This window comes from Novosphingobium sp. BL-A-41-Hi4B-X5A (genome assembly GCF_055521705.1).
Window position 1 is genome coordinate 692,725 of record NZ_JBVFVT010000002.1, and the last position, 16,077, is coordinate 708,801.

Below are 16,077 nucleotides of genomic sequence, written 5' to 3' on the forward strand. Positions count from 1 at the left end.
TGATGGGCTGAGGATGCTCAGGAGAAATACCGGTCCGGCGGTTCGGAGCTCCACACATCCATTTCCACGTCGTGGATGTCGTGGATGCGCGTGCCATGAGCGCGGTTGAGGCGGTCGGTGTCGGTGAAGGTTTCGAACCGGTTGCCATCGGGATCGCGCCAGACATCAAAAACGTGGCTGCCATGGGGATGGCGGCCAACTCCCCAGATCAAGCCGTACCCCTTTGATTCAAGGTAGCGGTGCGCCATGAATTGGGCTTCAAAGTCTTGCGCCTCGAAGCTGATGTGATGGCAACCTGCCACGCCGTCGCGGCTTTGCATCAGGGCGACAACGTGGTGATCGACCAGTTCGTCGCCGCGATCCAGACGGCAGAAGCCGATGATCTGAACCTGCGGCATTCCGGGCACGTGATAGACATCGCTGGGGATCAGGCCGAGCACCTCCTGATACCAAGGCAGCGAGGCCTTGAAGTCGGGCACGAACAGGCCAAGGTGACCAAGTCGGAACAGCTTGGCCGGGGCCATCGGGCGCTTCGGCTCGAACCGCCCGACGCGAGGATAGCCAAGCGGCGAATTCATTTCCCAACCGGGATATGGCTCGCCCGGCTCCTTGCTGCCGGTGCCATGCACCAGATCCACGCGAAAGCCGTTCGGATCGGTCATGGAAACAAACCGTCCGCCCCCTGGCAGGTCGATCTCGGCTACCGCCGTTGCGCCATGCCGGGCCACCGCTTCTTCCAGATCGGCCTCGGAATCCACTTCAAAGGCAAAGCCGATGAAACGCGGGGTCTCTGCCGGGAATGCGACGAAAGCGAATGCGTCGGCGCCAGCGGTTGCCATCACCAGCCGCTCGCTGTTCTTTTCAACCGTGATTAGGCCAAAGTCCTGTGCAAACCGCTCGGTCGCGGCCATGTCCCTCACTTCGAAAGAGACATGGTGCAGATTGCGCAACTTCATTTCAAATCAACTCCCAATTCGCATCATGCAGACTTTCGGACCTGTCGCCGCTAACGTCCAATCGAATATGTACGTTGCGACTTATCAGTACTGCTGATAAGTCGTGGGAATGCGGTTCGACGGCCTTGACCTTAATCTGCTGGTGGCGCTCGAGGCGCTGATCGAAGAGCGGAACGTCTCGAACGCAGCGCGTCGGCTGCACCTGACGCAGCCTGCCGTGACCGGTGCGCTCAACCGCTTGCGCGATTACTTTCAGGACGATCTGCTGGTCCTGCAAGGCCGCCGGATGCAGCCGACGCCCAAGGCCGAAGCCCTCAGTGGTCCGGTCAAACGAGCGCTCCTGCAGATCAGGGGCGAGATTACGCGCGCCGGAACGTTCGATCCGGCAACGTCTTCCCGCCACTTCCTGATCATCGCATCGGACTATGCGTTCACCATCGTCCTGGCCGATGCGATCGCGAAGTGTTCGGCCAGTGCCCCGGGCGTCACGTTCGAAATCATCCCGCCCAGCAGTTCCGCCGGTGAGCGGCTGGAGCGCGCCGAAGTCGACCTGTGCCTCACCGTCATGCCCTATGCCAACGCGCGCTATCCCACGCGCGAACTGTGGCGCGACACCGACGTCATCATCAGCTGGGAAGGCGCGGGCTATGGCGCCATCACCGAGGACGTGTTCTTCGGTGCCGGCCATGCCGTGTCCACTTTCGGCCCTGATCGCCGCCCGTCCGTGACCGATAGCCACATCGCCACTTTCGGGCGCGATCGTCGCATCGAAGTGCTGCTCCCCGGATTTGCCGATCTATGCCGGGCCGTGGTCGGAACCAAGCGCCTGGCTACGATGCACCGCGCCTATGCCGAGCATCTCGCCCAGCACAACCCGATCCGCATCCACGAAACCTGGGCCCCCTTCCCCGAGGTCGTCGAAGTGGCGCAGTGGCACAAGGTGCGCGAAAGCGACACCGGGGTGCATTGGTTGCTCGGTCTCCTGTCAGCCCAGATTGCGGGTCAACCCGCGGCCTGACACCCGCAGGACTTGAGGCCCAGCAGTTCCGCCGCGTTCAACCCAAGGATTCGGGCCTTTACCGGTTCAGGCAAGTGGTCGTGGAACGCCAGGGGGTCGGGCTCGGCCATGTCGAAAGGATAGTCCGTACCCATGCATAGACGATCGACGCCATGCGTGGCGACCAGACTGTCCAGCTGCGCCCGGTCGAACACGAGCGTGTCGAGCCACACTTGCCGCAGGTAGGAGGACGGCTCGCGGCTGATATGTTGGCGGCAGTCCTCGCGCGCACGGAATGCGTGGTCCATCCGGCCCCAGTAGGCTGGCAAGTACCCCCCACCATGCGCCACGCACAGCTTGAGCCCTGAGTGTGCCTCTAGCACGCCGCCGAAAATCAGGTGGCTCAATGCGATCGAGGATTCGAGCGGGTTGCCGATGATGTTATCGAGGTAATGTTCGACCAGCCGCGCCCCGTGGGTGAAGCCCAGCGGATGGAGGAAGACAAGCACGCCCAGCTCCTCGGCCGCCGCGAAGAAGGGCCGAAACGCATCGTCGGCCAGTTCGCGCCCTGCCACGTTCGACCCGATCTCCACGCCGCGCAAGCCGAGCTCGTTCACGCAGCGGCGCAGTTCGGCCACCGCCATCGCGACATCCTGCAGCGGCACGGTGCCCATTCCGACCAGCCTGTCGGGATGCTTTGCCGCGGCCTCGGCCACGCCATCGTTCACCAGTCGCGCGGCCTCACGGCCCACTTCAGGCGGTGCCCAGTAATAGTATTGCCCCGGCGAAGGGCTGATCGCCTGAACGTCGACCCCCAGCCGATCCATGTCGGCAAGGCGTTCGTCCACCCCGTTGAGCTTTCGCCCGACCGTGGCAAACATCTGCGCGTTGGTGGCGCGGGATGCGGGTGACATGAAGGCCATCGGATCGGGCACGTCGCTCACCTGCCCGCGCACGAAGGCCTCGGCCACCGCGACGTTCAGGTGGCAGTGCAGATCGACCACCAGATGCCTGCCGCGCTGGCTGACTGGGATCGGCGCGCGCTCCGGCCCGCACGTGGTCAGCCGGTCTGTCGCGCTCATGCTTCGGCCTCAAGCATCTGCTCGATCCGCCGCCGCACCTTGACTGCCGGGCCGTCAGCCTTGACCAGCAGTTCACGCTGGATCTGGCAGGCCGTTTCGGCCACAGGCTCGATCGCTTCGATCGCCTCGATGTCCTGCTGGCGGATGCGGCTGTCGGATTCCAGCTGGAACGCATCGAGCTTTGCATCGCCAAGCCGGAAATTGCGCGTGGCGAAGCCGAAGTAATGCGTCGAGTTCGCGGTTTCGGGCGTCATGCCATGCAGGATGTGCAGATGGCCCAGTTCCGGCGGGACAGTATCGTGGCCGGGCACGGCGGTGAACAGCGGCATGTTCGTGCGGATCAGTTCGGGACCGTAGAAATCGGTGACGGACTCCCAGTCGGCCAGTCCTTCGTAGCGGTTTTCCGCGCCCCACATGTCGTCATTGAAGGAACTCCACGGCAGCTTGCCGGTGCGGATCAGGCGGTAGCTGCGCTCGCGCTCCTCCTCGCGCATCGGCATGGACTTCATCGCATCACCGCCGGGGATGTGCCAGTGCAGGTAGGGCAGATGAGTAAGGTCCATCAGGTTGTCGATCAGCAATTGCGCCCGGCCCTTTACCACGAAATGGTTGGCCGAACTGAAATGCCAGCCCTCCTGGCCCAGACCGAAATCCTCGTATGGCGGGATCAGATCAGGGTCGAGGAGATCCCGGTCACCCATCCAGATCCAGCACAGCGGGCCACGCTCCACCACCGGATAGGTCGGCTGGCAAAAGCCGGCCGAGGTCCCCTGTGAGGGAATCGCGCTGCATTTGCCGTCAGCCTCGAACCGAAAACCGTGATAGCCGCAGACGACGGCGTCTCCTTCGACCCGCCCTTTGGCAAGCGGGAAATAGCGATGCGGGCAGACGCCGTACATCGCAACCGGCGCGCCAGCCTCGGTGCGATAAAGCACCAGCGGCACGTCCAGAATCGTGCGGCCGATTGGCTCACGCCCCACTTCGTGTGAAAATGCGGCAATGTACCAACGATTTTGAACGAACTTGCGATCACTATTGAACGGGTACATCCGAGGTCTCTCTCCACTTTCCCCGAATGATCTAGCTGAAGCTCTGCCCTCCGAATAATCAATATGTCAGTTCTAAACCATCACTCTCGCTTATGGAGAATTGCAAACGCCCTGCGGATTCATGGTTATGAGGCCTGACGCAATTCCGTCCGCCACCGCCCGAGCCGATCCACCGCATCGTCGAGCATCGCCGCGTTCTTGCAATGGCACAGCCTGACGATGTGATCGGGCCGTCCTTCACCTTCCCACAGCGCCGAGATGGGGATCGAGGCAACGCCCGCTTCGCGCACGGCCCTTTCGCTGAATGTCCGGTCATCCAGCGCAATGCCGGAAGCAGGCAAGTCGATGCAGGTGAACCACGTCGCCACGTTGTCCAGCACGCAGAAACCCTGCTGCTTCAATCCTGCGATCAGCCGGTCTCGCGTGACCGACCATTGCGCAAGGCAGCCCTGTGCGATCGCCGGATCGGAAAGCGCTTCGGCCACGGCCCATTGCAGCATCGGCGGAGTGGTGAAAGTCAGGAACTGATGCGCGCGGCCGACCACCGCGGCGACTTCTCGGGAGCCCACGATCCAGCCTACCTTCCACCCGGTTGCGCCAAAGATCTTGCCCGCAGAGCCGATCTTCACCGCCCGCTGTACCATGCCCGGCTGGGCCAAAAGCGACGCATGCGCCCGGCCATCGAAGCGCACGTTCTCCCAGACCTCGTCGCAGATCGCGAAAAGATCATGCGCGACGCACAGGCCCGCCAGCATGGCAAGGTCAGCGGGTGACGCCACCGTTCCGGTGGGGTTGAGCGGATCGTTGAGGACAATCGCCCGCGTCCGGGGCGTGATCGCCGCGGCGATCGTGGCGGCGTCGAACGCCCAGACTGGCGGCTTGAGCGCGACAAACACCGGCGTGCCCCCTGCGCGGCGGACCAGCGGCGCATAGGCATCATAGGCGGGCGCGAACAGCAGAACCTCGTCACCGGGCGCAACCACCGCCAGGATGGCCGAAGCCACCGCCTCGGTCGCGCCTGAAGTCACCACGACGCTTTCCGGCGCAAGATCAAGGCCTTGCGTGCGCGCATAGAAGGCTGCCACCGCCTTGCGCAGTTCAGGCAGCCCGGCCATTGGCGGATACTGATGCGATTTCTCCAGCGAGGCATGGGACAATGCGCGCAGCAACTCGGCCGGCGGAGGCCCGTCGGGAAACCCCTGCCCCAGATTGATCGCGCCCAGATCGCGGGCAAGGCCGGACATATGCTCGAAGATGGTCACCGGCATTTCGGCATAGATCGGGTGCAGGTGCGATTGCGGTTCGGTCATCGCCTACCAGCCTAGCCAGCAGCGAGCCCTGCTTGCAATGGCTCCTGACAATCCGCGACGCGTGGACATTTGGGTGGTTGAAGTGAACTGATTTCAGGTGCAATCACCCGCGCCACAAAGCCCATTCGGGCAGAGCGCATTCGGAGAGCACGCAATGGCAGGCATGGTACCGTTCGATTGGGAAGATGCATTGGGGCTGGACAGCCTGCTGACCGACGATGAACGGATGATCCGCGATGCCGCACGCAGCTTCGCGCAAGACCGCCTTGCCCCGCGCGTCATCGATGCTTTCGCCAACGAGCATACCGATCCCGAGATTTTCCGCGAGATGGGCAACCAGGGCCTGCTTGGCGTGACCCTGCCCGAGGACTACGGCTGCGCCAACGCCGGTTATGTGTCCTATGGCCTCGTCGCGCGCGAGGTGGAGCGGATCGATTCCGGCTACCGCTCGATGATGAGCGTGCAGTCCAGCCTCGTGATGTTTCCGATCTTCGAGTACGGCTCGGAGGACCAACGGCGCAAGTATCTGCCAAAGCTGGCCACCGGCGAATGGATCGGCTGCTTCGGCCTGACCGAGCCTGACGCGGGGTCTGACCCGGGCGGGATGCGCACGGTAGCCCGGGAGGTCGATGGCGGCTATGTTCTGAATGGCGCAAAGACCTGGATTTCCAACGCACCGATTGCCGATGTCTTCGTCGTCTGGGCCAAGAGCGAGGCGCATGGCGGCGGCATCCGCGGCTTCGTGCTGGAAAAGGGCATGAAAGGCCTGTCCGCGCCGAAGATCGAGAACAAGGTCAGCTTGCGCGCCTCGATCACGGGGATGATCGTGATGGACGATGTCTTCGTCCCCGAAGAGGCGCTGCTGCCCAACGTGCAGGGCCTGAAAGGACCGTTCGGCTGCCTCAACCGTGCGCGCTATGGCATCTCATGGGGCGCGCTGGGCGCGGCGGAGTTCTGCTACCACGCGGCGCGGCAATACGGGCTTGATCGCCATCAGTTCGGCCGCCCGCTGGCGGGTACGCAGCTTTACCAGAAGAAGCTGGCCGACATGCTGACGGAAATCACGCTGGGCCTTCACGCCTCGCTGCAAGTCGGCCGCCTGATGGACACCGGCAAGTTTGCTCCCGAAATGATCTCCATCGTCAAGCGCAACAACGTCGGCAAGGCGCTCGACATTGCTCGCATGGCGCGCGACATGCACGGCGGGAATGGCATTTCCGGCGAATATCAGGTGATCCGCCACATGGTGAACCTCGAGACGGTCAATACCTACGAGGGCACGCACGATGTCCACGCGCTGATCCTCGGCCGCGCCATCACCGGCATCGCTGCGTTCTGATCATGAGTTGACGGTGAACGCGGCGCTGCTTGTGGCGGTCACGCCATCGCGCCGCGCCATGGCCTGACCGATCAGCAGCAGCGCGGGGCCATCGCCAAGCGCCGTGCGCGCTACCAGCGGCAGCAGATCGAGCCGCGTGTGGAACTGGCGCTCTTCAGGCAGGCTGGCCGCCTCAACCAATGCAACCGGTGTATCGCCGGAAAGCCCGGCCTCGATCAGTCCTCGTGACACCGCGCATGCCGAGGACTTGCCCATGTAGACGGCCAGCGTCGCATCGGGATCGGCCAGCGATGCCCAATCGAGCGAGAGCGTTTCGCCCACACGGACATGCGCCGTCACGAAGGTCAGCTTGCGAGCGAGGCCGCGCAGGGTGAGCGAGGCGCCGAGGCTGGCTGCGGCGCCGCTGGCGGCTGTCACGCCGGGACAGATCCGCACCGCCACGCCTGCCGCTCGGCAGGCGTCCAGCTCTTCGGTGGCGCGGCCGAAGATCGCAGGGTCTCCACCCTTTAGACGCACCACGCGATGCCCCGCCAGCGCAGCTTCAACAATGAGGCTGTCGATCGTCTCCTGCGCCTTGGAATGCCGCCCGGAACGCTTGCCAACATGGACCAGCCTTGCCCTCGGCGCGGCCAGCGCCAGAACGCCGGGGGCAACCAGCGCATCGTGGAAGATTACACTGGCCGATGCAATCAGCCGCTCCGCCTTGCGGGTCAGCAATTCCGGATCTCCCGGCCCTGCCCCGACCAGCCAGACCATGCCCTGCGGAAAGTCGTTCATTGCGCAGCCTCTTCGCATGTCTCGTTCCATTCGCGCAGCAGCCGGGCAATCGCCGGGCGGCACGAACCGCAATTGGTCCCCGCGCCACACGCCCTGCCCACTTCCGCCACGGTCCCCGCGCCCTGCTCGGCATGGGCAAGAATCTGGTTGGCGCCGATGCCGTGGCAGACGCAGACCACCGGCCCGCGATGCGGCGCAGGAGCGCTGGGCCGCGCGGCCAGCAGTTCGGGCAGGAGAGCACCGCTCGAACCCAATTGCGCCGCGATCCACTCACGCGGCGGCAATTGCCCGGTGCGGGTGATGAACAGCGCTCCGGCCATCGCGCCGCTGCTATCGACCACGGCAAGACGGCGCATGCCCCGCGCCAGATCGACCGCCTCGCTGCGATTGCCGGCGGGCAACAGGGCATCGGCATCGACAGCGCCATTGCCGGCAAGCTCATAGAGCCAACCGCCAGCGATCGCCGATCGGCTCCACCAAACAAGGCCTTCGGGCGCGATCGGTTCACGGCGGACGAGAAATCCGCGCCATTCGCTGCTGACCGGTTCGATCCGGCAGGCATTGTTCTTGAAGCCAGGCTGGCCCGACACCGGATCGACCGATTGATCCGGAAGGAGGTTGCCGCGCCCGCCGCTGGCCATGGCATCGGTCCAGTGCATCGGCACGAAGATCTGGCCCCGACCCTGCGCATCGGTCACGCCCACGCGGAACACCGAACTGCCCGATGCCGAGACCACGCGGGCAAGCGCGCCATCGGCAATGCCTGCCGCAGCAGCATCGGCAGGATGCACTTCCAGCAGCGGTTCGCGGCGGTGCTGGGCCAGCGTCGGCGAAAGCCCGGTGCGCGTCATCGTGTGCCACTGGTCGCGATAGCGCCCGGTGTTGAGGCGCAGCGGGAACCGGGGATCAGCGGCGCGAGTGCGCGGCTCTACCGGCACGACTTTCATCTCGCGGCCCTGCAGCGGATGGCGTCCGCCCCAGATGAACGGCTCAAGCGCTTCATAGTCTGCGTCGGCAATCCCGGCATGCGCAGTCAGGTCGAGAACCTTGCCGTGCTTTACCGAAAGCGCAGTCATCGCGGCGTATTCGCGGAACACGGCGGAGGCGTTGGGCCAGGCAAATCCAGCAAAGCCCATGGCCTGGGCAACGTCGGCAATGATCGCCCAATCGGCCCTCGCCTCACCCGGCGCGGCAAACAGAGCGCGCTGGCGGCTTACGCGGCGTTCGGAATTGGTGACGGTGCCATCCTTCTCGCTCCAGGCCAGCGCGGGCAGGCGGATGTGGGCGAGCCGTGCCGTATCTGTATCGGCGATCACGTCCGATACGACCAGCGTCTCGCACTTGGCCAAGGCTTCGCGCACGAAGCCGGCATCGGGCATCGAAACGGCGGGATTAGTGGCCATCACCCACAGGAACTTGACGCGGCCATCGTGCACGGCGCGGAAAAGGTCGACGGCCTTGAGCCCGGGGCCGCTGCACATGTTCGGGGCCTGCCAGAACGCGGCGGCATCGGACAGTTCGTTTTCGGAAAAGCCGAGATGGCAGGCCAGCATATTGGCCAGCCCGCCCACCTCGCGCCCGCCCATGGCGTTGGGCTGCCCTGTCATCGAGAACGGCCCCATGCCCGGCGCATTGATCCGGCCCAAGGCGAGGTGCAGGTTGATGATCGCGTTGCCCTTGTCGGTCCCGGCAACCGACTGGTTTGCGCCCATCGAGAACACCGTGACCATGCGCGGGTGCGCGGCGACAAGATCGGCCAGTGCGTTGAAGGTTTCGGGCGGGACGCCATGGTCGCCCATGGCCGGGACCGGATCGGCAAGGCCGCGCCGATCCATCTCCGCGAGCAACGCGTTGAACAGCGCTACGTCGCCATCCGGCTGAACCGGCACGTGAAGATCGGCCTGTTCTGCGGTTTCGGTGCGGCGCGGATCGATCACGACGATCTTCGTGCCCCGTGCCTCGCGCGCGGCTTCGATCCGCTGCCAGATCACCGGGTGGCACCATGCCGTGTTCGAGCCGACAAGCAGGATCAGGTCCGCTTCGTCGAGATCGTCGTAGGTGACCGGCACCACGTCCTCGCCGAAGGCGCGGTTGTGCGCGGCGACGGCGCTGGCCATGCACAGGCGGCTGTTGGTGTCGATGTTGGCGCTGCCGACGAAGCCCTTCATCAGCTTGTTTGCGACATAGTAGTCCTCGGTCAGCAGCTGGCCGGAGACGTAAAGCGCCACGCTGTCAGGCCCATGGCGTTCGATGCAATCGCGCATCCTGGCGGCAACTTGGTGGAGCGCTTCGTCCCACCCGGCGCGGGCATTGCCGATCATCGGATGTAGCAGGCGCCCTTCCAGCCCAACCGTCTCGCCCAGATGCGTGCCCTTGGAACAGAGCCTGCCGAAGTTGGCGGGATGCTCGCGGTCGCCCTTGATCGTGACCGCGCGCTCCCCCGTCACCTCGGCGCGAATGCCGCAGCCGACGCCGCAATAGGCGCAGGTGGTGCGAACCTGCTTCAAGCGGCGCGCTTCCCGACCACGGCCGAGCGCAGCAGGTACATGCGCCCGGCATCGACCTTCATCGGGATGGTGGGGACGCAACCCTCGTCATCGCCTAGCGCCTCGCCCGTCTTGAGCGAGATGTTCCAGTTGTGCAGCGGGCAGGTGACGACATTGCCGTGGACGATGCCCTGTGACAGCGGCCCCTGCTTGTGCGGGCACTTGTTCACCAGCGCGTAGAACTCGTTCTTGAGCGTGCGGAACACCGCAATCTCGTCCGATCCCACCACCGGCAGCGTGCGTGCGGTGCCGGGGGTGATCTGGTCAACGTGACCGATGTCGAGCCATTCGCCGATCATGCTGCGAACTCCGTGATCGAAAGGGGGCGCACTTCGGCAAGGTGCTGGTGCAGGTCGGCGTCCTTGCCCGCCACGCGCTCGGCCCAAGGGTCGTCCTGACAGAAAGTCTGCGAATAGCGGAACCGCGCGGCGAGGCGCTTGACGCTGTCCGGATCGTCGAACAGGCCCGCCTTGACATGATCGAGGCCGACCCGCTCGATCCACGGCGCAGTGCGTTCAAGGTAGTGCGCCTGTTCGCGGTAGAGCTGGATGAAGGCGGCGCAGACATCCATCGCCTCGGCCTCGGTCGCCACCTTGCACAGCAGGTCGGTGGCGCGGACCTTGATCCCGCCATTGCCGCCTATGTGGAGTTCGTAGCCTGAGTCGACGCAGACCACGCCGAAGTCCTTGATCGTGGCCTCGGCGCAATTGCGCGGACAGCCGGATACGGCGATCTTGAACTTGTGCGGCATCCACGAACCCCAGGTCATGCGCTCCAGCTTTACGCCGAGGCCGGTGGAATCCTGCGTGCCGAAGCGACACCATTCGCTGCCGACGCAAGTCTTCACCGTGCGCAGGGACTTGCCATAGGCGTGGCCCGAGACCATCCCGGCGGCATTGAGATCGGCCCAGACGGCGGGCAAATCCTCTTTCCTGATCCCGAAGATGTCGAGCCGCTGGCCGCCGGTGACCTTGACCATCGGCGCGTTGTACTTTTCCACCACATCGGCAATCGCGCGCAACTCGCGCGGGTTGGTGAGGCCACCCCACATGCGCGGGACGACCGAATAGGTGCCGTCCTTCTGGATATTGGCGTGGAGGCGTTCGTTGACGAAGCGGCTCTTCTGGTCGTCCTCGTATTCGCCCGGCCAGGCGCAGAGCAGGTAGTAATTCAGCGCCGGGCGGCACGAGGAGCAGCCATCGGGCGTGGTCCAGTGCAGCTCCTGCATCACCTGCGGGATCGCGCGCAGGTTCTTCTCAAGGATCAGGCGGCGCACATCGTCGTGGCTGAAGCTGGTGCACTTGCACAGCGTCTTCGGGCCAGACTGCACCTCGCCGCCCAGAGTCACCTCTAGCAGGCTTTCGACGAGGCCCGTGCAGGACCCGCAAGAGGCCGAAGCCTTGCAGGTGCTGCGCACGGCATCGAGGCTGCACGCGCCTGCGTTGATGGTCTCGATGACCTTGCCCTTGGAAACGCCGTTGCAGCCGCAGATTTCTGCGTCGTCCGAAAGGGCTGCAACGGCGGCATTAGGGTCCAGCGGGGCGCCTCCGCTGGAAAAGGCCTGACCGAAGATCAGCGCCTCGCGGATATCGGAAATATCCTCGCCCTTCTTCAGCAGGTCGAAGTACCAGTTGCCATCGGAGGTATCGCCATAAAGCACCGCGCCGACCAGCTTGTTGTCCTTCACGACAACGCGCTTGTAGAGCCCGCGCGCGGCATCGCGCATGACGATGTCCTCAGCGCCGTCCCCGCCCGAGAAATCGCCTGCAGAAAACAGGTCGATTCCAGAAACCTTGAGCTTGGTCGAGGTTACCGAGCCTTCGTATCCCGAAGGGTTCGCGCAAGCCGCATCGGCCAGCGCGCGGCACATGTCCCACAGCGGCGCGACCAGGCCATAGCAAGCGCCGCGGTGCTGCACGCATTCGCCCACCGCCATGATCGCGGGGTCGCTGGTGATCATGTGGTCGTCAACCACCACGCCGCGCTCGACATTCAGGCCCGCTGCCTTGGCGAGGCCGGTCGCCGGACGGATGCCGACGGCCATGACCACGATGTCAGCCGCAAACTCGCGCCCGTCCTTGAGCTTCACCCCGGCAACATGGCCCTCCCGGCCGATGATCTCGGCGGTATCGCCACCGGTCACGATGGTCTGGCCGCGGCGTTCCAGCTCGGTCTTGAGCAGGTAACCGGCCGCTTCATCAAGCTGGCGCTCCATCAGCGTCGGCATCAAGTGAACGACGGTGACCTTCATGCCGCGCAGCGAAAGGCCATGCGCTGCCTCCAGCCCGAGCAGGCCACCGCCGATCACCACGGCCGAACCGCCCCTTTCGGCGGCAGCCAACATCTTGTCGACGTCATCCAGGTCGCGGAACGTGACCACACCTGCCAGATCCTTGCCGGGCACCGGGATGATGAACGGATCGGAGCCGGTGGCGATCAAAAGCCGGTCGTAGGGTTCGACCCGGCCGGACTTGGCCACGACCGTCTGTGTTGCGCGGTCGATCGAGACGACCGGATCGCCGGAGACCAGCGCGATGCCGTTGTCGGCATACCAGTCGTCACCATTGATGACGATGTCCTCGAACGCCTTTTCACCCGCGAGGACCGGCGAGAGCATGATGCGGTTGTAGTTCACCCGCGGTTCCGCGCCGAAGATCGTCACGTCGAAGCGCGCAGGATCGCGGGCAAGGATCTCCTCGACGGCGCGGCACCCGGCCATGCCGTTGCCAATCACCACCAGCCGCTCCTTCACGGGCGCAGTCCGGTCCTTTTCCATCAGGGTAGCAGGGGCGTTCACACAAACGTTCCTTGTCAGACGCGTGAACACAAAAAAGCCGCCCGAACACATCCCGATTGGGAGGTTTGGGCGGCGACGTTGCCACGCGATGTTGATCTTTTAGGCCCTGCGCTGGTCCGCCCTTCCTTGGGCGGCGCATCGGCCTTCGTTCACTTTGCTAACCGATTCGGGGGCTGCACTGCAAGGGTTATTTTGCAGTGCAGCACGCCAGTGTTAGAACGCCACCTCGGCCTGCAACCACAGAATCTGCCGATCCACGCCGAACTTGTCGGCATTGTAGTTGGCATACTTGACCAGCCAGCCGACCTTTTTCGTCCTGAAGCCCAGGCTCGCGTCCCATTCGGTGCCGAATTTCACGTTGCCGATGTCGCTGTGAAACTCGTGATATGTGACGTTGGCGTTGAGGCCCTGCACGGCCTTCACCTTGGGGAAGACCTTGGCCAGCGTGAGGTAAGTGTCCTCAAGACCATTGCCCGGCGTGGTCAGGAACAGGTCGGCCCAGCCGTTGAACTTGTGCAGCGTGGCGAGTGGCGTCTGGAATGCCTTGCCGGCGGACTTGTCCGCGCCCAGCTTCTCGTAGCCGCCGGTCAGGGTGAAGCCCTGGTACGCCAACCCCAGCTCGCCGACCATGAAATCAGCCTCATAATTCACCGGGTTGCGGCCAATGTCCATCTGCCGCGCATAGCTCGCCAGCACGTTGAGCTTGACCGCTTTCGACAGCGGGACGGTGCCGGAGATGCGCCCGCCATATGTCTGCGAGGAGTTGGCGAAGGCGAAGGCTTCATCGTAATCGAGGATATAGGAAAAGCCCTTCACCTGCAGGGGGCCGGCCTTCACGCCCGCCTGCACGAACACGAAGTCCCCGTCCATCGCGCGGCGCGGCCCGGCTTCGGATCCGAAGATCGAATCCTGCTGGATCGCATAAGTCGCATCGAGGCTGACCGGGCCAAGCGTGGCTTCGGCGCGCACCGCATCGAAGGTCTGCTCGTTCTGCCGCCAGGCAACCGAGCCGACGAAGCGCTGGTCATCGAGGTTGATGCGCTGGCGGCCCACAGTCAGCGCAAAGTCCTTCACCTTGTACATGATCTGCGCGCGGTTGAGGTCGATGCTCTCGCCATCGGCGACCACGGCATACTGCGGGCGCCGCTGCGCACTGCCGGGCAGGGCAAACGGGAAGGCATTGTATTCGTTGTTCAGACCGAGCGTGCCTTCGGCCTCGACCAGGACGGAAAGGTGTGATGGCGCGTGCTTCAGCTCGACACCGGTGCGCAGGCGCACGGTCAGCGCATCGGCGTCGACCGTCGGCTGGTCCACACCCTCGTAGCGAATGCGCGCATCGATAATCGGGTCGAGCGTCAGCCCCTCCCCCACCGGCACCGGATCGCCGAACGCGGGCTTAGCTCCAGCGAACGCCGGATGCGCGAAGGCCATCGACGACGCGAACAGCGTCGCCGCGAATGCAGTCTTTTTCATGTTTCCCTCCTGAACCCCTCAAAGAAGGCCGTTCAGGCATCCTCTCGAAATCAGCCGCGCCTCAGGCGGCGTGGACCTTTGGCCCGTGATCGTATTCCGCAAGGAAGCGCAGCACTTCCTGGCGGTAGGCGTAAAAGTCCGGGTGCTTGAGCAGCGCCTTGCGATCGCGCGGGCGCGGCAGATCGACCTTGAGGACCTTGCCGATGGTAGCGTTGGGCCCATTGGTCATCATCACCACACGGTCTGCCAGCAGGATCGCCTCGTCGACATCGTGCGTGACCATGATCGCCGTCACCTTGGTGCGGTTCCACACTTCGACCAGCACGTCCTGCAGGTCCCAGCGGGTCAGGCTGTCGAGCATGCCGAAGGGCTCGTCGAGCAGCAGCAGGCGCGGGGACAGGGCGAAGGCGCGGGCAATGCCGACACGCTGGCGCATGCCGTTGGACATCTCCGCCGCCATCTTGTCCTTGGCATTGGCAAGGCCGACGCGATCAAGGTAATAGTCGATGATCTCGCGCCGTTCCGAACGTGTAGCGTGCGGATAGACCCGCTCCACCCCCAGCGCCACGTTCTGCCGCGCGGTCAGCCACGGCATCAGGCTCGGCGCCTGGAACACGACTGCCTTGTCCGGCCCCGCCACGTCGATCTCGCGGTTGTCGAGGATTATGCCGCCCTTGCTGATCTCGTTCAGCCCGGCCGCCATGGTCAGCACGGTGGACTTGCCGCAACCCGAATGGCCGATCAGCGAGATGAACTCGCCCTTGTCCATCATCAGGTTGAAATCCTCGACCACGGTGAGCGGCCCCTTTGGCGTCGGGTAGACCTTGTGGAGTTTCCAGAACTCCATGTAGCGCCTGGTCGCACCCTTCTTCGCCGCGTCCTGATAGGCCTTGGGCGGAGGCGCAAGGTCAAGCGGGGTGACATTGGGCAGGTGCCCATAATCGCTGCCTTGCGCGGCCTTCTCGCCTGCCAGACCGCCAAGGTAATTGACGATCTCGGTGCGCAGCTTCTGGAATTCGACGCTGTCGTTCACCGCCTCGCGATCGCGCGGGCGCAGCAGCGTGACCGGGAAGATGCGGCCGATCCGTGCGGCCGGAGCAGGCGTCAGTACCGCCACCCGGTCCGCCAGCAGCAGTGCCTCGTCGACGTCGTTGGTGACGAGGATGATCGTGCGCTTCTCTTCCTCGCGGATACGGTCGATCTCATCCTGCAGCTTCGCGCGGGTGAGGGCATCGAGCGCCGAGAGCGGTTCGTCCAGCAGCAGGATTTCCGGCTCCATCGCCAGCGCGCGGGCGACCGAGACGCGCTGGCGCATTCCGCCCGAAAGCTGTGCGGGCTTGCGGTCCATGGCATGGCCGAGGCCGACCAGTTCGACCTTCTGCTTCACGAGCGCCGCGCGCTGCTCCTTGCTGCGATCCTTGTGGACCGAGTCCACGGCCAGCGCCACGTTCTGTTCAACCGTGAGCCAGGGGAACAGCGAGTAGGACTGGAAAACGAGGCCGCGATCCTTGTCTGGCCCGTCGATCGCCTGTCCATGGAGCAGGATCTCGCCCGCATCGGGTTCGACCAGGCCCGCAATCGCGGAGATCAGCGTCGTCTTGCCCGCCCCGGAGAAACCGAGGATGGCGATGAACTCGCCTTCGTCGACATCGAGTTCGATGCCGCCGAGGACTTCGGTCACGCCGCCGGACTTGCCCTCAAAGGACTTGCGGAGATCTTTCAGAGAAAGGATCGTAGCCATCGGACAAGCT

At 64.4% G+C, this 16,077-nt stretch carries 12 protein-coding genes; 2 read left to right on the top strand and 10 right to left on the bottom strand.

Features of this window, described 5'->3' with window-relative positions:
• Positions 1 to 17 precede the first annotated feature (17 nt).
• Positions 18 to 956, bottom strand: coding sequence for a VOC family protein (locus ACZ1JY_RS18895; RefSeq protein WP_168905611.1), 939 nt, complete (start codon positions 954 to 956; stop codon positions 18 to 20).
• 109 nt (positions 957 to 1,065) lie between these two features.
• Between ACZ1JY_RS18895 and ACZ1JY_RS18900 the strand changes: the two genes are divergently transcribed.
• The gene (locus ACZ1JY_RS18900) at positions 1,066 to 1,974 is read left to right on the top strand and encodes a LysR family transcriptional regulator (RefSeq protein ID WP_118074935.1); all 909 of its coding nucleotides are present in this window, start codon (positions 1,066 to 1,068) and stop codon (positions 1,972 to 1,974) included.
• Here the strand turns inward: ACZ1JY_RS18900 and ACZ1JY_RS18905 are convergent.
• From ACZ1JY_RS18905 to ACZ1JY_RS18915, 3 genes are all read right to left on the bottom strand, one after another.
• Positions 1,959 to 3,035, bottom strand: a complete 1,077-nt coding sequence (locus ACZ1JY_RS18905; protein ID WP_465131141.1) for an amidohydrolase family protein — start codon at positions 3,033 to 3,035, stop codon at positions 1,959 to 1,961. The two genes, ACZ1JY_RS18900 and ACZ1JY_RS18905, sit on opposite strands and share 16 nt — an antisense overlap.
• Complete coding sequence (locus tag ACZ1JY_RS18910; RefSeq protein WP_465131142.1) at positions 3,032 to 4,015, bottom strand: Rieske 2Fe-2S domain-containing protein; 984 nt, start codon at positions 4,013 to 4,015, stop codon at positions 3,032 to 3,034. The genes ACZ1JY_RS18905 and ACZ1JY_RS18910 overlap by 4 nt, the downstream gene beginning before the upstream one ends.
• Positions 4,016 to 4,209: 194 nt before the next feature.
• Positions 4,210 to 5,394 (bottom strand): aminotransferase, encoded by a 1,185-nt coding sequence (locus ACZ1JY_RS18915; protein WP_465131143.1) that lies wholly within the window; start codon positions 5,392 to 5,394, stop codon positions 4,210 to 4,212.
• Positions 5,395 to 5,548: 154 nt separating this feature from the next.
• On the opposite strand from ACZ1JY_RS18915, the gene ACZ1JY_RS18920 reads away from it, so the two are divergent.
• Positions 5,549 to 6,733: an acyl-CoA dehydrogenase gene (locus ACZ1JY_RS18920; protein ID WP_465131144.1), complete on the top strand. Its 1,185-nt coding sequence runs from the start codon at positions 5,549 to 5,551 to the stop codon at positions 6,731 to 6,733.
• On the opposite strand, the gene cobA is transcribed toward ACZ1JY_RS18920, so the two are convergent.
• From cobA to ACZ1JY_RS18950, 6 genes are all read right to left on the bottom strand, one after another.
• Entirely contained in the window at positions 6,734 to 7,510 is a 777-nt protein-coding gene (cobA, locus tag ACZ1JY_RS18925; RefSeq protein WP_465131145.1) for a uroporphyrinogen-III C-methyltransferase, read from the bottom strand. It abuts the gene before it with no gap.
• On the bottom strand, positions 7,507 to 10,017 hold the full coding sequence (locus ACZ1JY_RS18930; protein WP_465131146.1) for a nitrate reductase: 2,511 nt from the start codon (positions 10,015 to 10,017) through the stop codon (positions 7,507 to 7,509). Before ACZ1JY_RS18930 ends, cobA begins: the two co-directional genes overlap by 4 nt.
• Positions 10,014 to 10,355, bottom strand: a complete 342-nt coding sequence (gene nirD, locus ACZ1JY_RS18935) for a nitrite reductase small subunit NirD (RefSeq protein ID WP_465131147.1) — start codon at positions 10,353 to 10,355, stop codon at positions 10,014 to 10,016. The genes ACZ1JY_RS18930 and nirD overlap by 4 nt, the downstream gene beginning before the upstream one ends.
• The gene (gene nirB, locus ACZ1JY_RS18940) at positions 10,352 to 12,832 is read right to left on the bottom strand and encodes a nitrite reductase large subunit NirB (RefSeq protein WP_465131571.1); all 2,481 of its coding nucleotides are present in this window, start codon (positions 12,830 to 12,832) and stop codon (positions 10,352 to 10,354) included. Before nirB ends, nirD begins: the two co-directional genes overlap by 4 nt.
• Before the next feature lie 234 nt (positions 12,833 to 13,066).
• Positions 13,067 to 14,326 (bottom strand): alginate export family protein, encoded by a 1,260-nt coding sequence (locus ACZ1JY_RS18945; RefSeq protein ID WP_465131148.1) that lies wholly within the window; start codon positions 14,324 to 14,326, stop codon positions 13,067 to 13,069.
• 61 nt (positions 14,327 to 14,387) lie between these two features.
• Positions 14,388 to 16,067: an ABC transporter ATP-binding protein gene (locus ACZ1JY_RS18950; RefSeq protein WP_465131149.1), complete on the bottom strand. Its 1,680-nt coding sequence runs from the start codon at positions 16,065 to 16,067 to the stop codon at positions 14,388 to 14,390.
• Positions 16,068 to 16,077: the final 10 nt, after the last annotated feature.